General features: G+C 47.6%; 22 protein-coding genes and 2 pseudogenes. 21 read left to right on the plus strand and 3 right to left on the minus strand.

Translation table 11 applies throughout. From position 1 onward, the window contains the following. The first annotated feature begins 470 nt into the window (after positions 1-470). From LKD36_RS16495 to LKD36_RS16540, 10 genes and pseudogenes are all read left to right on the plus strand, one after another. A complete protein-coding gene (locus LKD36_RS16495; protein ID WP_331465349.1) occupies positions 471-1,244 on the plus strand; it encodes an antirestriction protein ArdA in 774 nt (257 codons plus the stop codon). 81 nt (positions 1,245-1,325) lie between these two features. Beyond that, a complete protein-coding gene (locus LKD36_RS16500) occupies positions 1,326-1,523 on the plus strand; it encodes a hypothetical protein (protein ID WP_308460306.1) in 198 nt (65 codons plus the stop codon). Further along, entirely contained in the window at positions 1,513-2,370 is an 858-nt protein-coding gene (locus LKD36_RS16505) for a DUF6017 domain-containing protein (RefSeq protein WP_270854436.1), read from the plus strand. Before LKD36_RS16500 ends, LKD36_RS16505 begins: the two co-directional genes overlap by 11 nt. Before the next feature lie 21 nt (positions 2,371-2,391). After that, on the plus strand, positions 2,392-2,799 hold the full coding sequence (locus tag LKD36_RS16510) for a hypothetical protein (RefSeq protein WP_308460307.1): 408 nt from the start codon (positions 2,392-2,394) through the stop codon (positions 2,797-2,799). Positions 2,800-2,808: 9 nt separating this feature from the next. Next, positions 2,809-3,156, plus strand: coding sequence for a DUF7768 domain-containing protein (locus tag LKD36_RS16515; protein ID WP_308460308.1), 348 nt, complete (start codon positions 2,809-2,811; stop codon positions 3,154-3,156). A gap of 44 nt (positions 3,157-3,200) precedes the next feature. Further along, the gene (locus LKD36_RS16520; protein WP_308460309.1) at positions 3,201-3,719 is read left to right on the plus strand and encodes a PcfB family protein; all 519 of its coding nucleotides are present in this window, start codon (positions 3,201-3,203) and stop codon (positions 3,717-3,719) included. Next, a pseudogene (locus LKD36_RS16525) lies at positions 3,716-5,251 on the plus strand (VirD4-like conjugal transfer protein, CD1115 family); the annotation flags it as partial. The gene LKD36_RS16520 and the pseudogene LKD36_RS16525, both read left to right, overlap by 4 nt. 97 nt (positions 5,252-5,348) lie before the next feature. Further along, entirely contained in the window at positions 5,349-5,726 is a 378-nt protein-coding gene (locus LKD36_RS16530) for a TnpV protein (RefSeq protein WP_055219871.1), read from the plus strand. A gap of 14 nt (positions 5,727-5,740) precedes the next feature. Beyond that, positions 5,741-5,923 carry a hypothetical protein gene (locus tag LKD36_RS16535; RefSeq protein ID WP_055219873.1) on the plus strand — a complete coding sequence of 61 codons (183 nt, stop codon included), beginning with the start codon at positions 5,741-5,743 and terminating at the stop codon, positions 5,921-5,923. A 12-nt stretch (positions 5,924-5,935) separates the two neighbouring features. After that, entirely contained in the window at positions 5,936-6,238 is a 303-nt protein-coding gene (locus LKD36_RS16540) for a hypothetical protein (RefSeq protein WP_055219875.1), read from the plus strand. 80 nt (positions 6,239-6,318) lie between these two features. Here LKD36_RS16540 and LKD36_RS16545 read toward each other — a convergent pair whose 3' ends face one another. Beyond that, entirely contained in the window at positions 6,319-7,167 is an 849-nt protein-coding gene (locus LKD36_RS16545) for a helix-turn-helix domain-containing protein (protein ID WP_055266762.1), read from the minus strand. A gap of 175 nt (positions 7,168-7,342) precedes the next feature. Here LKD36_RS16545 and LKD36_RS17510 point away from each other — a divergent pair, with 175 nt between their 5' ends. The 7 genes from LKD36_RS17510 to LKD36_RS16580 all read left to right on the plus strand — a co-directional run bounded on the left by LKD36_RS17510 (position 7,343) and on the right by LKD36_RS16580 (position 13,997). Continuing rightward, on the plus strand, positions 7,343-7,822 hold the full coding sequence (locus LKD36_RS17510) for a hypothetical protein (RefSeq protein WP_226906287.1): 480 nt from the start codon (positions 7,343-7,345) through the stop codon (positions 7,820-7,822). Beyond that, complete coding sequence (locus LKD36_RS16555; protein WP_055222220.1) at positions 7,806-8,111, plus strand: hypothetical protein; 306 nt, start codon at positions 7,806-7,808, stop codon at positions 8,109-8,111. Before LKD36_RS17510 ends, LKD36_RS16555 begins: the two co-directional genes overlap by 17 nt. A gap of 474 nt (positions 8,112-8,585) precedes the next feature. Continuing rightward, positions 8,586-9,830, plus strand: a complete 1,245-nt coding sequence (locus LKD36_RS16560; protein ID WP_055266764.1) for a hypothetical protein — start codon at positions 8,586-8,588, stop codon at positions 9,828-9,830. Then, positions 9,827-10,531 carry a CHC2 zinc finger domain-containing protein gene (locus tag LKD36_RS16565; protein WP_118533435.1) on the plus strand — a complete coding sequence of 235 codons (705 nt, stop codon included), beginning with the start codon at positions 9,827-9,829 and terminating at the stop codon, positions 10,529-10,531. Before LKD36_RS16560 ends, LKD36_RS16565 begins: the two co-directional genes overlap by 4 nt. Further along, positions 10,491-11,849 carry a virulence-associated E family protein gene (locus tag LKD36_RS16570; RefSeq protein WP_055221981.1) on the plus strand — a complete coding sequence of 453 codons (1,359 nt, stop codon included), beginning with the start codon at positions 10,491-10,493 and terminating at the stop codon, positions 11,847-11,849. Before LKD36_RS16565 ends, LKD36_RS16570 begins: the two co-directional genes overlap by 41 nt. 267 nt (positions 11,850-12,116) lie before the next feature. Beyond that, on the plus strand, positions 12,117-12,284 hold the full coding sequence (locus LKD36_RS16575) for a hypothetical protein (RefSeq protein ID WP_164468434.1): 168 nt from the start codon (positions 12,117-12,119) through the stop codon (positions 12,282-12,284). Positions 12,285-12,356: 72 nt separating this feature from the next. Continuing rightward, a complete protein-coding gene (locus LKD36_RS16580) occupies positions 12,357-13,997 on the plus strand; it encodes a recombinase family protein (RefSeq protein ID WP_055221983.1) in 1,641 nt (546 codons plus the stop codon). Positions 13,998-14,195: 198 nt separating this feature from the next. Here the strand turns inward: LKD36_RS16580 and LKD36_RS16585 are convergent, their stop codons facing one another. Beyond that, positions 14,196-15,218 carry a hypothetical protein gene (locus tag LKD36_RS16585; protein WP_055221986.1) on the minus strand — a complete coding sequence of 341 codons (1,023 nt, stop codon included), beginning with the start codon at positions 15,216-15,218 and terminating at the stop codon, positions 14,196-14,198. A gap of 17 nt (positions 15,219-15,235) precedes the next feature. Then, entirely contained in the window at positions 15,236-15,442 is a 207-nt protein-coding gene (locus LKD36_RS17615; RefSeq protein WP_334291862.1) for a DUF6199 family natural product biosynthesis protein, read from the minus strand. 735 nt (positions 15,443-16,177) lie between these two features. On the opposite strand from LKD36_RS17615, the pseudogene LKD36_RS16590 reads away from it, so the two are divergent. The 4 genes and pseudogenes from LKD36_RS16590 to LKD36_RS16605 all read left to right on the plus strand — a co-directional run. Further along, positions 16,178-16,414, plus strand: a pseudogene (locus LKD36_RS16590) (VirD4-like conjugal transfer protein, CD1115 family); the annotation flags it as partial. Between the two features lie 182 nt (positions 16,415-16,596). Then, entirely contained in the window at positions 16,597-16,809 is a 213-nt protein-coding gene (locus tag LKD36_RS16595; protein WP_308460311.1) for a Maff2 family mobile element protein, read from the plus strand. Positions 16,810-16,867: 58 nt separating this feature from the next. Beyond that, entirely contained in the window at positions 16,868-17,080 is a 213-nt protein-coding gene (locus LKD36_RS16600) for a Maff2 family mobile element protein (protein ID WP_308460312.1), read from the plus strand. Between the two features lie 55 nt (positions 17,081-17,135). Continuing rightward, positions 17,136-17,804, plus strand: coding sequence for a VirB6/TrbL-like conjugal transfer protein, CD1112 family (locus tag LKD36_RS16605; protein ID WP_331465353.1), 669 nt, complete (start codon positions 17,136-17,138; stop codon positions 17,802-17,804).

Genomic DNA, 17,804 nt, shown 5'->3' on the forward strand with positions numbered 1-17,804 from the left:
TACTTTTCCTTCATCTGCAATGTGATATTCTTCCATTGCCTGCGGTGGAATCCGCAATGTTCCATCCGTCCGAATGAGTGATTTCCCGAAAATAAATTTTCCTCCCTTATTCATTTGTGGCATAAAAACACCTCCTGAAATCCCGATTGTCTACTTACTATCATATTTTAATGTTGGCTTCAAAATTGCTTAATGGAGTTCATCCTAACCCAAAACTGACCATCCATAACCAAAAACTAACCAAGCACTAACCATAAAAATCTTTTTTTCTGTTTTACGGTGTGATAATATTATCATAGACAAATGAGACATAAAACACAACAACAATCTCTCATTTGTTTTTCTTTTGCAAAAGAATATGGATTCAAAATATAGCGTCAGCTCATTGCCGTACCGGTGATGAGTATGGCGCTTTTTTGTTGTCCAAAACCAGATGACGATCTGAAATACAAAGAACAGGGGGAAAGTATATGGGCTATGCCTACGATCATGATTGTCCATTTGAGGCATTTATCACGAACCTTGGAAAATACAACGAGGGTGTGCTGGTCGGTGAATGGGTAAAGTTCCCGACAACAGCAGAAGAACTGCAAAAAGTGTTTGAACGGATCGGGATCGGCTCCAAAGATGATTTCGGCCATCCATATGAAGAATGGTTCATCACCGACTATGACTGTTATGTTGATGGCCTGTATGAAATGATGGGAGAATATGAAAACCTGGATGAACTCAATTATCTGGCATCTAAGCTGGAGGAGCTGGATGACCATGACTATGAACACTTTCAGGCGGCAATGCAGGTCAGCAATTATACAGGCAGTGTGAAAGATTTGATCAATCTTATTGATAACCTCGATAAGTATGAAATCTATCCGGACGTTGAAGATTATTCGGATCTGGGACATTACTATATTGATGAGGTCGGAGTGATGGAGATTCCGGAGCATCTTGCAAATTACATTGATTATGAGGCTTACGGAAGAGACGTTGCCATTGATGAAGTGGGACAATTCACAAATTATGGATATGTGAGAGATACACAGGAGTCCTTTACAGAATACTATGACGGTGACCGAGAGAGTATCCCGGATGAGTACAGGGTGTTTGGAACGGCTGAGAAGTCAGAAGAAAAAACTTCTGTATTAAAAGATCTGAAAGAGAAGCAGAAAGAAGCATCTGTTAAAGCTCAGGTTAAGGACACTGTAGAAAAAACAGCAAAGTCCAAAGGCGGAGAAGCACTGTAAAGAAAAAAATGTCGAATAATGTCAGCTCATGTCATAAGGCATGGTGCTGGCATTTTTTGACGGGAAGGAGAAGCAGGTATTATGTCAGCAGCACATAACAGAGAGAATACAACCGGAGTAAATGGAACCCGTTATGGAATCGGAAACAGACCACCGATCAGTCATCCACAGAATTGCAGTCAGGAGTGTCCGTATGGCCATGACAGATCCTTTTGTTTTCCGTGTTATAAAAAACTTATGGAAAGAACGGGAAAAAGGAATGTAAAAGATGGGGTTTGATTATTTCTATGGGCAGCAGTCACAGCAGTTCGCATTTTACCGGATTCCGAGAGTGCTTTTTACGGATAACAGATTCCGAAAGATATCTACAGATGGAAAAGTTCTTTATGGCCTGTTGCTGGACCGTGTATTTTTATCTCAGGAAAATGGATGGGTTGATGAAGAGGGAAGGGTGTATATCATTTTTACTCTGGCTGCGATCCGAAAAGCAATGGATTGTTCAGAAAAATCAGCAATCAAGTATCTGACAGAATTGGAAGAGTTTGGACTGATCGAACGGATCAGGCAGGGTTTGGGAAAGCCATCACTGATCTATGTGAAGAATTTTATAGATCAGGAAAATTTACGGGTCATGAACTGTAAAAATTACAGTTCACCAACAGTAAAAGTTACAGGTACAGACCAGTACAATTTACAGCCTAATAATACTAATTACAATAATACCGATCTAAATAATACGAATCTTATCTTATCAGAGGATGAGGATCGGATAAGATATGGAGATTATCTTTCTCAGCAGCTGGATATAGCGGCATTGAAGCTGGATTATCCGTATGAGACCGAGATGCTTGATGGTATTGTTGATCTGATTTTGGACGTGCTTTGTACCAGACGGAACAGCATCAGAATCGCAGGAGATGAAAAACCGGCAGGCGTAGTAAAAAGCAGATTTATGAAACTGAATATGGATCACATCCGGTATGTGATGGACTGTATGCAGGAGAACACAACAAAGATCAGGAGCATTAAACAGTATCTGCTTGCAGCATTGTATAATGCCCCGGCAACAATAAGCAGCTATTATCGAGCGGAAGTAAACCACGATATGGCAGAAGGAAAAATATAACAGGGAGAACAGAAAATGGATATGAACAAAATTTTAGCATATGTGCAGAACATGGAGAAGAGCCTGGAAGGACTCCGGCAGGTGATAGAGGAAAGAAGTCTGGAGGAAGGGGCAGTTTACGTTGATCAGGAGCAGAACGTGATTTTTGTCAGCACGCAGGATGCAGTGAAGATCCTTGATTCTTTTGGAAACAACAGTGAATCTGTGAGAATTGGGAAAACAGAGTATATTCTTCTCTATGATGCAGGAAGTAAATTGAATTTTGATGGAGAAAGCTATATTCCTTCGGGATATCTGGTCATGAAATCCTGTAACGGATTGCAGCCGGTGGATGAAGAAGATGTAGAGAGAATTGTTGTTGAGTTAAGGAACAGAACCATGACACTTGCACTTGGAAGATACCGAATCCAGGCATATCAGGTCGGATAGGAGGAGCGTATGAACAATAAACCATGGGCTTATGTGACAGCTGCATGGAGTACCGACAGAAGCAGAGCAAAACGGTCTGCAAAGAGATATTGCAGAAAGCTGTATGAAGCAGGTTATACGCCTATCTGTCCGCTGCTGTCACTGCCGGAGATCATCAATGTCAGTAACGCGGATGAATTTAAGGATTATATAGATATGTCAGAGGATATGTTGAGGCGTTCCAGGATACTGGTGGTCTGTGGAACAGCGGTGGATGAAACGGTATTGACTGATATTGCGATAGCCAACAGGTTTCATGTGGCGTCCTCGACGATGAGAGGTGTTATTTCTGTGGATAAAAGTAAAAAAATTGAGTAGTTATGTGGATAGCAGCCTTTTGGCTGCTCTTTTAGTGGAAGGAAGTGAGCAAACTGATCCATGAAGAGATAGACAAGGAGATTTCCGGTAAATCAGTAAATATTGCAGTGAGAATGCTGAAACCAGAGCTTGACCAGTTTATGAAAGGACTGAATAAGGCAGTGCAGGCACCTGCAAAGACGGCCGGAAAAGCTGTGGTGAATAAGATCCATCCTACATCAGGCAGACAGTCAATAAAAACTCTAATCAAGCAGGGCCAGGGTGTTTCTTCTATCCCACTGGCAGATGAAGGTTTGAGAGATTTTCAGAAAATCGCAAAGAAATATGGAGTGGATTTTGCAGTTGTCAGAGACAGAGAGAAAAGTCCTCCGGTCTATACGGTTTTCTTTAAGGCAAAAGATACAGACGCGGTTACAAGAATTTTACAGGATTATTCAGCAAAGCAGATCAAGAAGCCATCTGTAGCAAAGACCAGTGTTCTGGAGAAGCTGAAGAAATTCAAGGAAATCGTAGCAGCAATTCCAAAGAAAGTTGCAGAGAAAAAGAAGGAGAGGTCGCTATGAATACAAAACAGTTGAAAAAGCTGCTGATCCTGAACATTCCTTACATTATTTTGGGATTGGCAGCAACAAATCTTGGTGAGGCATGGAGACTTGCTGCTGGGGCAAATGCATCGAAGAAAATTCAAAGTCTGGTACTTGATGGGGTGCTCCAAACGGCATTTTCAAATCCTTTGCCGAGCCTGAATCCTACAGATCTTTTGACAGGTATTATATGTGGAGCGGCACTGAGAATCGCAGTATATCTGAAAGGGAAAAATGCGAAGAAGTTCCGGCACAATGAGGAATATGGATCAGCCAGATGGGGCAGGCATGAAGATATCGAACCATTTGAAGATCCGGTATTTGTAAACAACGTGATTCTGTCTCAGTCAGAACGGATCACCATGAGCAGCAGACCGAAGATTCCAAAGTATGCCAGAAATAAGAATGTTCTGGTAGTTGGCGGATCTGGATCTGGTAAGACGAGATTCTTTATAAAACCAAACCTGTTACAGATGCATTCCTCCTATGTGGTGACAGATCCCAAAGGTGGACTTGTGAATGAGGTGGGAAATGCCCTTTATAAGAATGGATACCGTATGAAGGTCTTCAATACCATCAACTTTTCAAAATCAATGCATTATAATCCGTTCGCTTATCTCCATTCAGAGAAGGATATTCTGAAACTGGTGACAACACTGATCGCCAATACAAAAGGGGAAAGCAAAGGCGGAGACGATTTCTGGCTGAAAGCCGAGACACTGCTTTATACCGCATTGATTGGGTACATTCATTATGAAGCCCCAGAGGAGGAGCAGAATTTTTCCACGCTGCTTGAAATGATCAATGCAATGGAAGTCCGTGAGGACGATGAAGAATTTAAAAATCCTGTGGATCTGATGTTTGAGGAGCTGGCAGAACAGAATCCAGATCATTTTGCTGTGAGACAGTATGCCAAATATAGATTAGCCGCCGGCAAGACGGCAAAATCGATTCTTGTATCCTGTGGTGCAAGACTTGCACCATTTGATATCAAAGAACTCAGAGACCTGACATCCTATGATGAACTGGAGCTTGATACCCTGGGAGATGAGAAGACAGCATTGTTCCTGATCATGTCAGACACGGACGGAACCTTTAATTTCCTGATTTCCATGATCTATACGCAGATGTTCAATCTTCTGTGTGAGAAAGCGGATGATGTATATGGTGGAAGGCTTCCGGTTCATGTGAGGTGTCTGATTGACGAGGCGGCAAATATCGGCCAAATCCCGAATCTGGAGAAGCTGGTCGCAACTATCAGAAGCCGGGAAATATCGGCATGCCTGGTATTGCAGGCAAAGTCACAGCTAAAAGCAATTTATAAGGACAATGCTGATACGATTATCGGCAACATGGATTCACAGATTTTTCTTGGCGGTACAGAACAGACCACGTTGAAGGATCTGAATGCGATCCTGGGAAAAGAAACAATTGATATGTATAATACCGGTCAGTCAAAAGGTTCCCAGGAAAGCTATAACATGAATTACCAGAAACTTGGCAAGGATATGCCATACTTGTTCGTGAAGAGTTCAGTTGCCTTGAATTTATCATGAACAGGGACACGATCAACTGGATTCTGAAATAACTGAATACAGGAGGTCGAACATGGAGCATTTACCAAAGAAAATCCATCAAAACGGAATCAGCTACACGCTGGTGGGAGACTACTACATCCCCGATCTGGAGCTACCGGAGGAAAGCCGCCCCATTGGGCGGTGGGGCCGGATGCACAAAGCGTTTCTGCAAGAACACCGGCCCGGCCAGTACAATGCCCTGCTTCTGTCGGGAAAACTCTGGACATATCTTGCTGACCTGAACGAACAGGCCGCTGACCGGCTGGCGTGTATCGTCTCGCAGATGCAGGAGGCGGAGGGTGTCACCGAGGAACTGAAAGCCCGTGACCAGCTTGCGTGGGTCGGGGGCATGAACAGCATTCGCAGCCGAGCAGAGGAAATCATCCTCTCTGAGATGATTTTTGTTTAAGGAGGTGCCTGTCTATGAGATACCGTATCGAATACGCCGATGGGCGTTATTGTAACTTTGCCAACGGCAGGGCTGAGCTGCTGAAATGGCTGAAACTGCTGAAGCAAGAGGAAATCTCCGACATCCGCAAAGTATATAAAAGCGGTGTGTCAGATTCCGTCCTGGAAACATACCGGAATTATATCCGCCCAGCATAAGGAGGGGCGCTTATGGGTACAGATATAGAAAAATTGGTTGATTTGATGATTCAGGAGCGGATGCAGAGCCAGTTTGCTAAGTGGCGGGAGGCAGAAACCGGCACGGAGAAAAAAGAGGACTGCCTTCGCTTGGAAAACGAGTATGAAAAAGCAATCAGCGCATTGTCTGAGGAACAGAAGGACGCTGTAAGACACTACTGTGATTCTATTTTCGATTCTGGTGCAGAAAGCGAGTGCTTCTTTTACCGGCTGGGCCTCAAAGATGGCATCCGTCTCTGGAAGTTTATGAAAAAGCTGATGAAAACGGTCAGCTAACGGATGTATAACCACATATTTTATTCCGCCCACAAACGGGTCGAAAGCCGTCCAACGGTACAGATTGGGCGGCTTTCCTGTTATCTGCGTTTCTTCCGCTTGGGCGCATAGTACGGCTGCGGCTTGGCCTTTCCTCTCATGTTGTTGGGATTTTTGAGCATTTTGGACAGGCTCAGTATCCGCAAAAATGCAGAGAAGTCCTCTGAGGAAATCTTCTCGAAGGGTATCTGCATTCTGTCGCAAAATTCGTGGATTACCACTTCCTCTTGGCTGCCCTGTTCGAGCGCCTGTTCAAACTTTTCCTTGACGTCATCCAGCGTGGGCTGCGGGTCGGCGGTGGTCTTGTCCTTGCGGTGTGCTTCCCGGATGTCCCGGACGATGCTGTCCAGATCATCGTGCATGACATGGCTGTAAAAATCGCTTTCCTGCACCTGCCCCAGTTCCAGCGTCCGCATATAGAGGTCATCCTCTCCGGGCGCATACTTGCTCATGACGGTCTGCCGGGTGGCCTCCAACACCAGATTCATCTGCTCCACCCGCATATTGGCGATCTGGTCGATGCAGATTTCCATATCTATCATCAGCCGCCGGAAATTCGGGTGGGCAGCCAGTTCGCAGAGAAGCCGGTTGTTGATTTTGCCGCTGCTCAAAAGTTCCACCATATCATCACTCAGATGCAGAGATTGAAGTTCTGTGTTTGGGTGATTTTTATTTTCCGTCAGCCCCATCAGATAGTCGGTGGACACGCCGTAAAAGTCCGCCAGCGTTGCAATCGCAAACGGGCTGATGTCCTTGTAGTCATCGGTTTCGTATTTTCCCAGCGCGGATTTAGACAGGCCGGTCTGCTCCGCCAGTTGTTCCAGCGTCAGGTGCTTGTCCACCACCCGCAGGTCTTTGAGCCGCTCCGGGATTGTCAGCTTTGCGTACATCCAAAGCCCCCTCTCTCGTTATCTTTTTCAGTGATTACACCCATTATAGCACGATTCCATAAGCGTGGAAATATGCGGATTTCGAGCGTTTTTCCGACGTTTTGGATATACGGGAAAGGGCCTCTTTTTTCGGTAAACTGGTTCTTGCAGACAGGCACAGAACCTTGAAAATCGAATGACCGGCTGCAAGGGGTATGGCCTCCGGGGAAGTGACGCCAGGACAGAAATCGAGCACACCAAAGAGGCCGATACGCCGGGAGAAATTCCGGGCAGGAGCGGCTTGCAGGCAGACCGGCGGACAGGAAACAAGTTTATCATGCGGGGCGCATGGCTCCGCAGCAAAGAAATGGAGGAAATCATTATGACACTGAGTATGAAAGAAAAGAAGATTCTCTACGCTTACGGCTGTCTCAGCCACCACAATACGGTGACACGGCTGAAATGGCTGACGGCTCTGACGGTTGACCCGGAGGCCAAACGCCGGATGCTGGGGCTGGCCCGGAAGGTGGAGACGGAGATGAACGAAAGCTGGTACGAGGATTTTTATCACCATCTGCGCATGGAGATGGACGAGTACCGCCGTCTCAAGCGCAACCTGCGTGTGCTGAAATCTTACACCGATTATGAGGAGGATCTGTATGAAGAAGCTGTCTAAGTATGAGAAAGAAACCATCATCAACTGGAACGAGGCGGAGAACCTTGCCAGCGTCTACACCTTCAACGCCAGCTTGAAGCGCAGGCTGGCTGATTTCAGCCGGAAGTACCCACTGTTGTGCCGGTTGGAGCGCAGCACGCCGGAGGGCAGCGTGACCTATGTGCTGGACAAGTCCCGGCTGTCGATCCGGCTGGTGCCTCCGTACAGCGAAGAACGGAAAGCCGCCGCAAGGGAGTACGCAAAGGAGCATGGCTTTCAGGTGGTGGTAACGGAAGAAAAAATCGCCTAAAATCGGGGTGTTTACGGGAAAAATGACGGGTCTGCACCCGATGTTTTGACCGGCAATCCCCGCAGGCGTATTCCGTATCCACTCCCCGCCTATGGGCGCAAATGTGTGGATACGGAGCCGGTGAAACTGGCAAACACCGTTCCTGCGGTGGAAGCCAGCTTCGCCGGTGCGGAAGTACAGAGGGCGGCCAGCCCTTTGTGGCGGGGTGCAGGGGCGGCAGCGCACTGCTGGGGTCAAGGGGCAACGCCCATTGGCAGGTTAAGGGCGGCAGCCATTATCGGGTCAAGGACGAAGTGCCTTGGCAGGTTGAGGGCAGCCGCCCCATCGGGTCAAGGGTGAAACGCCTTGCCCAGGGAAAGTTGATGCCTGCGTCAACTTGTATTGGGTATTACCTGACGCAAAATTCGCAGGATTTGCGGCTTCGCCGCCCCTTCCCCGGCCCCAGAACATCTTCGCAGGAAGGAGGAAATCTGTTTGAAACTGACACGACACAATGGACGCTCCGGCAAGCATGGCACCTATAATCCCCGCCACAATGACCGCCGGTTCGATGTGGAGAACAGCGAACACATTGACGCAGAACGGGCAAGGCAAAATGTCTACTGGGACTGCTACCGGGGCTTTACCACCCATGAGTTCCGGGAGAACCCGGAGCAGCCGGATTTCAGCTTTGAGGAAATCGAGCGGATGTATTACTACGAGCATTACGGCGGCTATGTGGAAGCTCAGAACGCCCGGAATGAGAAAACCCGGCACACCGAGCGCAACCGCACTGTGGAGGACTTGCTGAAAAACAACAAGACCTGCCCGGAGGAAAGTATCTACCAGATCGGCACGATGGGAGAATCCGTCTCGCCGGATACGCTCTTTTCCATCGTCAATGAGTTTTATCAGGAATTTGAGCGCCGCTTCGGTTCCCATATCCACATCCTGGACTGGGCGCTCCATCTGGACGAGGGGACGCCCCACATCCATGAGCGGCACGTCTTTGACTGTGAGAACCGCTATGGGGAACTGTGCCCCCAGCAGGAAAAGGCGCTGGAAGAACTTGGCATCCCTCTCCCCAACCCGGAGAAGCCCAAAGGCCGGAACAACAACCGCAAGCAGACCTTTGATGCGGTCTGCCGGACGATCCTGTTTGACATCGCCAGACGGCATGGGCTGCATCTGGATCAGGAGCCGTCCTACGGCGGGCGGGACTATCTGGAAAAACAGGATTATATCCTGATGAAGCAGAAGGAGCAGCTTGCGGCGCAGGAGCAGAAGCTGGAAGAACTGACGCTCAAAATCGAGGACGTGGAGACGCTGTTAGATGATGTTTCCGATGCGGCCTATGACAAGGCGGTGGAGGTGGTGACCGATACCGTCCGGCAGGAGACACACAAAGAAGATATTCGTCTGATCGAGGAAACGAAAAAGTGGGTGCTTTCGCCGGAGCGGAAGGCCCCGAAGAAGGAGCGTGACTACGCTGCCGCCCGTCTGGATGGAGTGATTACCAAAATCAAACGGGTCATGCAGAACGCCCTGGCAAAAATCCAGAAAACTCTCATGCAGCCGGAGGTCAAGAAGGCCGGTAAGGAGCAGATTAAGGAGAAGGCCAGAGAATCCATCCGGGAGAAGCTGGCGAAAGGCAGGCTGAACGCTGACCGAGATAACCGGGAACGCTGGGAACGTGAGGGGCGGATTGCTCCGAAAAAGAAACACGATATGGAGTTATGAGGCACCTGATTTTCTGCGGAAACGGGTGCTTTTTTCTCTGCCTGGAGGTGAGAAAATCGAATATATTTGAAGCGGTGAAGGAGTCTGTCACCACAAGGCAGGCTGCGGAATATTACGGGGTGCAGGTTGGCAGGAATGGCATGGCCTACTGTCCCTTCCATGATGACAAACATCCTAGTATGAAGATTGACCATCGGTTCCACTGCTTTGGCTGTCAGGCAGATGGGGATGTGATTGATTTTACCGCCCGTCTGTTTAGTCTGAGCAGTAAGGAGGCGGCGCTGAAGCTGGCGGAGGATTTCTCTGTCCACTATGACGCCAAAGGCCATGACCCGCCCCGCAGGAGGCCGGTCAAGCGAAAAATCAGCGAGGAACTGCGTTACCGGCAGGCGGAGCAGAAATGTTTCCGGGTGCTGTGCAATTACCTGCATCTGCTGGAACGCTGGGAGAAGGAATACGCCCCGCAGACGCCGGATGAAGCGTGGAATCCGCTGTTCGTGGAGGCCCTGCAAAAGAAACCGTACACGGAATATCTGCTGGATATTCTCTTGTCCGGCAGCATGGAGGAACGTGCTTCCGTGGTCGCTGAGTATGGAAAAGAGGTGAGGAAGATTGAGCAGCGAATATCAGAGTTTACCGCTAGCCACCCGGCAGGCCGCCATGAGCGCAGCCGAAGCCTTAGCGCCGGAGCGGAGCGTTGATGAGGTGCGGGAAAGCCTGTCCGTCACCGAGAAGGGCCAGCCCGCCAACACCATCGGCAACTGCCGGACGGTGTTCTGCCATGACCCTCTCCTGCGTGGGGCGATCCGCCTGAACCTTTTGACTGACCGGGTGGACATTGTACAGGATTTAGGCTGGCGCAGGAATACCAGTGCCCTGACGGATACGGACGTGAAATATCTGCTTCTCTATTTTGAGCAGACCTATGGCCTGACCAGTGAGAAAAAGATGACGGCGGCGCTCTCCATCGTGGCGAATGAGAACTGCTACCATCCCATACAGGACGTGCTAAACGGCCTTGTCTGGGACGGGACGCCCCGCATCCGCTCCTGTCTCCATCATTTCTTAGGTGCGGACGAGAGCGACTATGTGGAGGAAATGCTGAAACACTTTTTGCTGGGGGCTATCCGGCGGGTATTCCGCCCCGGCTCCAAATATGAGGAAATGCTCTGTCTGGTGGGCGGTCAGGGGGCTGGCAAGTCCAGCTTCTTCCGCTTGCTGGCGATCCGGGACGAGTGGTTCAGTGACGACCTGAAAAAACTGGACGATGACAGGGTGTATCTGAAGCTGCAAGGACACTGGATTATCGAAATGTCGGAGATGCTGGCTACCAGCAGCGCCAAAAGCATTGAAGAAATCCGCTCCTTTATCAGCCGCCAGAAGGAAACCTACCGGACGCCCTACGAGGCCCAGCCCAAAGACCGGCTGCGGCAGTGTGTGTTCGGCGGTTCGTCCAACACACTGGACTTCCTGCCCCTTGACCGGGCCGGAAATCGGCGCTTTTTGCCGATCATGATTTACCCGGAGAATGCAGAGGTTCACATTTTGGAGGACGAGGACGCCTCCAGAGCCTATCTTTTACAGGTCTGGGCGGAGGCCATGACGATTTACCGCAGCGGCCACTACTCTATGAAGTTCAGCAAGTCCATCCAGCGCCAGCTGGTGGAGGTGCAGAAGGATTTCATGCCGGAGGACACCGAGGCCGGACAGATACAGGGCTTTCTGGAACACTACACCGGCAGCATGGTCTGCTCCAAACAGCTGTTCAAGGAGGCGCTGGGCCACACCTACGATGAGCCGAAGCGGTGGCAGCTGCACAATATCAACGAGATCATGAACACGGTGGTGACGGGCTGGAAACCATTCTCCAATCCCCGGATGTTCACCGGATATGGCAGGCAGAGGGGCTGGGAACGGGACGTTTCCGGCAACGAACTGCCCGGCAACGAAGATGGATTTGTGGAGCTGACCGAGGAAGAATGCTGCCAGCTGGAACTGCCGAAGGAGTGGATCGCATAAAATTAGCGGTCTGTTGCCGGGATGGTTGCCACTTGGTTGCCGGGTTTGTTGCCGGGGATTCTCCGGTCTGGATACGGAAAAAGCCTGTAAATAAGGTATTTTCTAATATCTATCTCTATCTCCGGCAACGAAAACAACGAGATTTTTCAAGAAAATTGATAAAGTAAGATTTGCAGGTCAGACGGTAGTTTACAGGTTTTCAGAGGTTCGTTGCCGGACTTCGTTGCCAGTGCTGCCGTCTGGCCTGCTACTCTATGGAGGTAGCCTATGGAAAAAAGCAAACAGCAGAAAAATAAAGTCCGTTTTGTGGTGGTGCGGGAGTTCTCCGGGGAGAAGTCCATGCGGGAAGCCTTTGAGCAGCTGATCGAGCGCCAGACCTGCGAACACTTCGAGGAATGGCTGGAACAGCGGGAAATGGCCGAAAACGCTGCGTAAAAACGGTTGATTCAGGGGCAGGGACATGGTACTATAATGGTATCGTGTCCCTGTTCATAGAAGGAGAACGCTATGAGCAGGAAAAAACAAGTCTATGAGAAAATCACCGCTCTCTACTGCCGCATCTCTCTGGATGACGGCGGCGACAACGAGAGTATGAGCATCAGCAACCAGAAAATCATGCTTCGGGACTTTGCTGAAAAGCATGGAATGTTCCAGTATGAATATTATGTGGATGACGGCTATACGGGCCGCAATTTCAACCGCCCTGCCTTCCAGCGCATGATCGCTGACATTGAGGCGGGGAAGATCGGCTGCGTCATCACCAAAGACCTATCCAGGCTTGGTAGGAACTATATTGAAGCTGGCAGCTATATCGAAATCTTTTTCCCCAAACACAATGTACGCTATATCGCCATCACGGACGGCGTGGACAGCCTGACCCGTCAGGAGATGGACATTACGCCCTTTAAGAATATCCTGAACGATATGTACAGCCGGGATATTTCTAAAAAGGTGCTGGCAGGCATCACCACCCGCTCCCGGCAGGGGAAGTTCTGCGGAGGGACGCCGCCCTTCGGCCTGATGCGTGACCCGGAGGACAAGGGGCATCTCATCATTGACCCTGAGACAGCGCCAATCATCCGCAAAATCTATGACTATGCCCTTGACGGGCTGGGCTGCATGAGGATTTCCAAACGTCTGATGGAAGAAAAAATCCCAATCACCCATGTCAAAGCCAACACGGAGTTTGACGCCAACTATTATTTCTGGGGCGGAGCCAGAATCAGTCACATCCTGAGAAATCCATTCTATAAGGGCGCACATTTGGTCTTTCGGACGCATCAGAAAGGCATCCGCTCCAACACCTATGACATTATTCCCCGTGACCAGTGGGAAGTGATCGAGGGCTGCCATGAGGCCATTGTGACGCCGGAGGAATGGGAACAGGTGCAGGAACTCATTGACCGCAGGCCGACCATTCAGGGGAATTCCTGCCCCTTTTATAATCTGTTCCACGGTCTGGTCTACTGCGCCACCTGCGGGAAGTCCATGCAGGTGCGGTATGAGAAAGTGGGCCGAACCGGGAAGAACCGCTTCACCGGCGAAATGCGGGAGCCGATTGACAAGGCGTACTATATCTGCCAGACCTACAACCGCATGGGCTGCAAGGTCTGTTCCAGCCACAAGATAGAGGCCAGGGATTTATACAATCTGGTGCTGAAAGACATTCAGGAACTGGCGGCGCAGGCTATGAAGGATGCCGATGCGTTCTACCAGCGGCTCAGCCGCCGGATGGAGCACCGGTATCTGGTGGACGCCTCCCAGACAGAAAAGGAACGCCTGCGGCTGGAAGCCCGAAATCAGGAAATTGACGGGATGTTCCTGAGCCTGTACACCGATAAGGCCAAAGGCATCCTGACCGAGCAGCGGTTTGTGAAGCTGACGGCGGCGCTGGAACAGGAGCAGGAATCCAACCAGAAACGCCTGCATGACCTGGCAATGATGCAAGGTCGTGCCGATGCGCAAGAAAGCGAAGTCCGCACTTTTATCAAGGAAATCCGGCGCTATGCCGCCATCGAGGAACTGGACGAGGCGGTGCTGAACCGGCTCATTAGCCGGATTCTGATTGGAGAAATCAAGAAGATTGATGGTCAGAGGACACAGGAGGTTAAGATTATTTACAATTTTGTTGGGGAAATGTCAAGGTAGAATTTAGACGCTAAATACTTTTAATTTATATCAAAAGTGATACAACAATTTTCTTTTAATGCTATCAGGCAATAAAGTTATTCCTTTGGCCAGAGTAAAAGGGATAACTTTATTTTGCTAAAGCATACTAAAAAGGGCGCGTTGCAGAAAATTATCCGCAACACGCCCTCTTCTATAAGTCCTTATGTCAAAATCAAATTATTGGTAATCTTGAATATTGGGATAAGCGGCACCGTTATTATGCGCGTAAGCTGCTTCAAAGTAGTCGAGGCTTTCAAAAGTAATGCCCTGATAGTTTCCGACATTCAACACATCAAAAGTTAGATTCAGAACATCACCAGCGGAATATTGGTCAAGAAGATTTCCTGCAAATTTCCATCCTATGTTTTCCTCATAAGTATCCTCGGTAAAATAAAATGTAGTCGCATCCTCAGTCGCATCATAACTAATGTCAATAATTATATCAGAGAAATGAACTTGATCTCCAGCATTAAAGTCTTTGAGATAATCTACAGTTTTTCCATCAGCAGGATTAATAAATTGAGCATTAAGTTGTGTCATATCAACAACCTCTGGAGGAAGAGAATTAAGTCTGTAAGATTCTGCAACAGAGAATTGATAAACTCTGTTATTATCCCCAAAGTAAAATCCATCTTCCGTCATAGGAACACTTGAACGAGCATTGGCATTGTAATAATGGGCATAATACAACTGCCATTTGTATGTCTCAGTTGAAACAAACTGTGCTTTCCATGTACCAGAACTGTCTCCTGCTTTCTTTGTATAAAACATATACTGATTTGTACCAGTAGTTGCTTGACTTACCGTATCACCAGAGGCATCTGACAAGATGAGTGCAATCTGTGTAAAAATATCGACAAAGATAATCCTATGTCCATGCATACGGATAGAACCAACGCTGTTATCTACTTCTGGACGAAAATAAACCTCAGGCCCCATATCACCCGTGTTATATTCTATGCTAGGTGAAACAAGATAGGCCCAACTACTATCCTTTTCACTCTGTCCATCGAGATCGATAAGCTTTTCCACATAATCTGAAAGGATAATCCAGCCAATCTTCCACCAATTCACTTTGCTTGCTTCAGCAGAAGAACTGATATTCTCGTTGTCGGCATAAGCAAAAGTAGTGTTAGAAAAACTTATGCACATAACCAAGGAAAGAGTAAGTGCAACAATCTTACGTGTTAGCTTTTTCATTAAAAGCCCCCCTTCTCTTATAAAACCAAAACAATAATGCAAATGATGGATGCAATAAAAAAGAATACTCCAGCAACCCGCATCAAACCAAGATATAAATCTGTAGGTTCACCGCCTTTTACAGAAAAGAAGTGTTCAATTTTCCATAAAAGTTCCGGCTTAAAAATCATAAAAAAACTTAATAGAAGCAAAAGGATAAGCCATATGTTATCTATGTATAACACTTCCTTTCTGCTAATACTGAAAATTCAAATAAAAAAGCGCATAAGTAGACAAATAATCATGCCTAACTTATGCGCAAATAGAAACAATTTTAATTCTAAGCCTCCAAAGCTGGCAGCGTCGGTAAAAATGCTCCATTATTAAGTTAGGCAACTTAACCTTAAAACAAATCATCGGTCTTACCTCCCAACAATATAAATTTCGACTTTTTACTTTTATTTTATCACCTAAAGCAGAACTTGTCAATGAATTTGTCTAAAATAAGTCGATTTTCTTTTTTGATTATGTGCATTTTTAACTAATAGAAAGAAAGTTGTATTGAGGGCGATTGGTGTTCCTTATTCCATATGTCGGAACTGTATGAAGTGAAAATAGTTTATCCGTTGAAGAGTCACTCCACAGGTTATGCTTGATTCTTTCAAAGTTATGTTTCTATAATATGCATCCGTACTGTCATATTATAATTCACATTATTGGATAATATAAATTGACAAGTATAAGATAAACAGACAAGGAGTCGCTGCCACCCGTAAAACGGGTGGCTCGGGACGCAGGCTTTAAGCCCACTCTACTTGGCCGCGCCTCAAGGCGCTAGCTTTCTCTTTTAGGCTATACTAAAGTTTTTATTTCCCTGGTACAACCGGGGATTTTTTTGCTTCAAGCCGCCAATTAGAACGGCAGCCACAAAGATTTTTCTTTGCGGCTGCCGTTTTCTTGAATTCATCACTTGACAATGTGGCAAAGATCTTATGACAATGGATGAACTGGCGGTCATGGATGGCTCAAAATGTATTGTGCAGGTCCGTGGTGTAAGACCATTTTTATCCGACAAATACGACCTGACACAGCATCCAAATTATAAGATGACGGCAGATTACGATAAGAGGAATTACTTTGATGTAGTGAAATTCCTCAGTCACAACTTAATACTGAAAGCCGATGACGAATATGATGTCATCGATATGACAGCTTAGAAAAGCTCTTATCATTCAGCAGGAAAACTGGATGGCAGGAGCTTTTTTAATACCCAGAATTGGGAAATATGCGCGCATAGCTGGGATCACTGCAGGGAGACCGGCACGTAACTAGAGACCGCCCTTTGATCGGGCAGAAGGAAACAGTATATCACACAAAAATCAATGGAGGAATTTGAATTATGGTATTTTTTCAGAGTGCAGTAGGAACCTTACAGACACTGGTAGTGGCCCTGGGAGCAGGACTTGGAATCTGGGGAGCAATCAACCTTATGGAAGGATACGGAAATGATAACCCAGGCGCAAAGTCTCAGGGAATGAAACAGCTGATGGCTGGCGGCGGAGTGGCACTGATCGGAACAACCCTTGTTCCGCTGCTTGCAGGTCTTTTCTAAAGACCTGTATGGCAGGATCACGAATAAGAACAGAAAGAAGAATTGGAGGATATGAATTATGGCATTTTTTCAGAGCGCAGTAGGAACTTTACAGACCTTAGTAGTAGCCCTGGGAGCCGGACTTGGAATCTGGGGAGCAATCAATCTTATGGAAGGATACGGAAATGATAACCCAGGCGCAAAGTCTCAGGGAATGAAGCAGCTGATGGCCGGCGGCGGAGTGGCACTGATCGGAACGACTCTGGTTCCGTTACTTGCCGGCTTATTTTAATCATATGGGGAAATGGGACAGGGGAGATCCTGTCCCAGAGGAAAGGAGATCATAGTTGGAGAGCATAATTCAACAGCTTACGGACTGGCTGAAAGGAGTGCTTGTATCAGGGATCATGGATAATCTCACCAATACCTTTTCCTCAGTAAATGATCAGGTAGGACAGATAGCAGTAGATGTGGGGCGCACACCGAGCAGTTTTTTACCGGCAGTTTTCAACATGGTAAGAAATCTATCGGAGTCGGTGATCATGCCAGTGGCTGGCATCCTGCTTACGTTCATTGCATGTTATGAGCTGATACAGCTGATCATCAGTTATAACAATCTGGCAAGTTTTGAAACCTGGTTCATTTGGAAATGGATCTTTAAGACATTTGTGGCAGTGGAACTGATCACACATACATTTGACATTACAATGGCAGTATTTGATGTCTCACAGAGCGTTGTGAGGCAGGCAGGTGGACTCATTCAGGGAAGCACAGCGATTGATGCAGACGCATTGCAGACCATGCAGGCAACGCTGGAAGCAATGGAATTAGGAAGTCTATTGGGAATATTCCTACAGTCATTTATTGTACAGTTCCTTATGTATGTGCTGGCAGCAGTCATATTTGTGATCATCAATGGACGTATGGTGGAGATTTATTGCGCGTCCAGAAGCGCCGCTTTTCATCCAAAGGCGGTGTGCGGGCATTTTGGGAACCCGGCTTTAGCAAGCCGGTAA

This window comes from Hominiventricola filiformis, from assembly GCF_020686965.1.
Lineage (GTDB): Bacteria > Bacillota > Clostridia > Lachnospirales > Lachnospiraceae > Hominiventricola > Hominiventricola filiformis.

What these genes read in the sequence shown, in the direction of transcription:
- LKD36_RS16495 (WP_331465349.1), top strand. Translation starts at nt 471, where the DNA reads ATGGGCTATGCCTACGATCATGATTGTCCATTTGAGGCATTTATCACG.
- LKD36_RS16500 (WP_308460306.1), top strand. Translation starts at nt 1,326, where the DNA reads ATGTCAGCAGCACATAACAGAGAGAATACAACCGGAGTAAATGGAACC.
- LKD36_RS16505 (WP_270854436.1), top strand. Translation starts at nt 1,513, where the DNA reads ATGGGGTTTGATTATTTCTATGGGCAGCAGTCACAGCAGTTCGCATTT.
- LKD36_RS16510 (WP_308460307.1), top strand. Translation starts at nt 2,392, where the DNA reads ATGAACAAAATTTTAGCATATGTGCAGAACATGGAGAAGAGCCTGGAA.
- LKD36_RS16515 (WP_308460308.1), top strand. Translation starts at nt 2,809, where the DNA reads ATGAACAATAAACCATGGGCTTATGTGACAGCTGCATGGAGTACCGAC.
- LKD36_RS16530 (WP_055219871.1), top strand. Translation starts at nt 5,349, where the DNA reads ATGGAGCATTTACCAAAGAAAATCCATCAAAACGGAATCAGCTACACG.
- LKD36_RS16535 (WP_055219873.1), top strand. Translation starts at nt 5,741, where the DNA reads ATGAGATACCGTATCGAATACGCCGATGGGCGTTATTGTAACTTTGCC.
- LKD36_RS16540 (WP_055219875.1), top strand. Translation starts at nt 5,936, where the DNA reads ATGGGTACAGATATAGAAAAATTGGTTGATTTGATGATTCAGGAGCGG.
- LKD36_RS16545 (WP_055266762.1), bottom strand. Translation starts at nt 7,167, where the DNA reads ATGTACGCAAAGCTGACAATCCCGGAGCGGCTCAAAGACCTGCGGGTG.
- LKD36_RS17510 (WP_226906287.1), top strand. Translation starts at nt 7,343, where the DNA reads ATGACCGGCTGCAAGGGGTATGGCCTCCGGGGAAGTGACGCCAGGACA.
- LKD36_RS16555 (WP_055222220.1), top strand. Translation starts at nt 7,806, where the DNA reads ATGAAGAAGCTGTCTAAGTATGAGAAAGAAACCATCATCAACTGGAAC.
- LKD36_RS16565 (WP_118533435.1), top strand. Translation starts at nt 9,827, where the DNA reads ATGAGGCACCTGATTTTCTGCGGAAACGGGTGCTTTTTTCTCTGCCTG.
- LKD36_RS16570 (WP_055221981.1), top strand. Translation starts at nt 10,491, where the DNA reads ATGAGCGCAGCCGAAGCCTTAGCGCCGGAGCGGAGCGTTGATGAGGTG.
- LKD36_RS16575 (WP_164468434.1), top strand. Translation starts at nt 12,117, where the DNA reads ATGGAAAAAAGCAAACAGCAGAAAAATAAAGTCCGTTTTGTGGTGGTG.
- LKD36_RS16580 (WP_055221983.1), top strand. Translation starts at nt 12,357, where the DNA reads ATGAGCAGGAAAAAACAAGTCTATGAGAAAATCACCGCTCTCTACTGC.
- LKD36_RS16585 (WP_055221986.1), bottom strand. Translation starts at nt 15,218, where the DNA reads ATGAAAAAGCTAACACGTAAGATTGTTGCACTTACTCTTTCCTTGGTT.
- LKD36_RS16595 (WP_308460311.1), top strand. Translation starts at nt 16,597, where the DNA reads ATGGTATTTTTTCAGAGTGCAGTAGGAACCTTACAGACACTGGTAGTG.
- LKD36_RS16600 (WP_308460312.1), top strand. Translation starts at nt 16,868, where the DNA reads ATGGCATTTTTTCAGAGCGCAGTAGGAACTTTACAGACCTTAGTAGTA.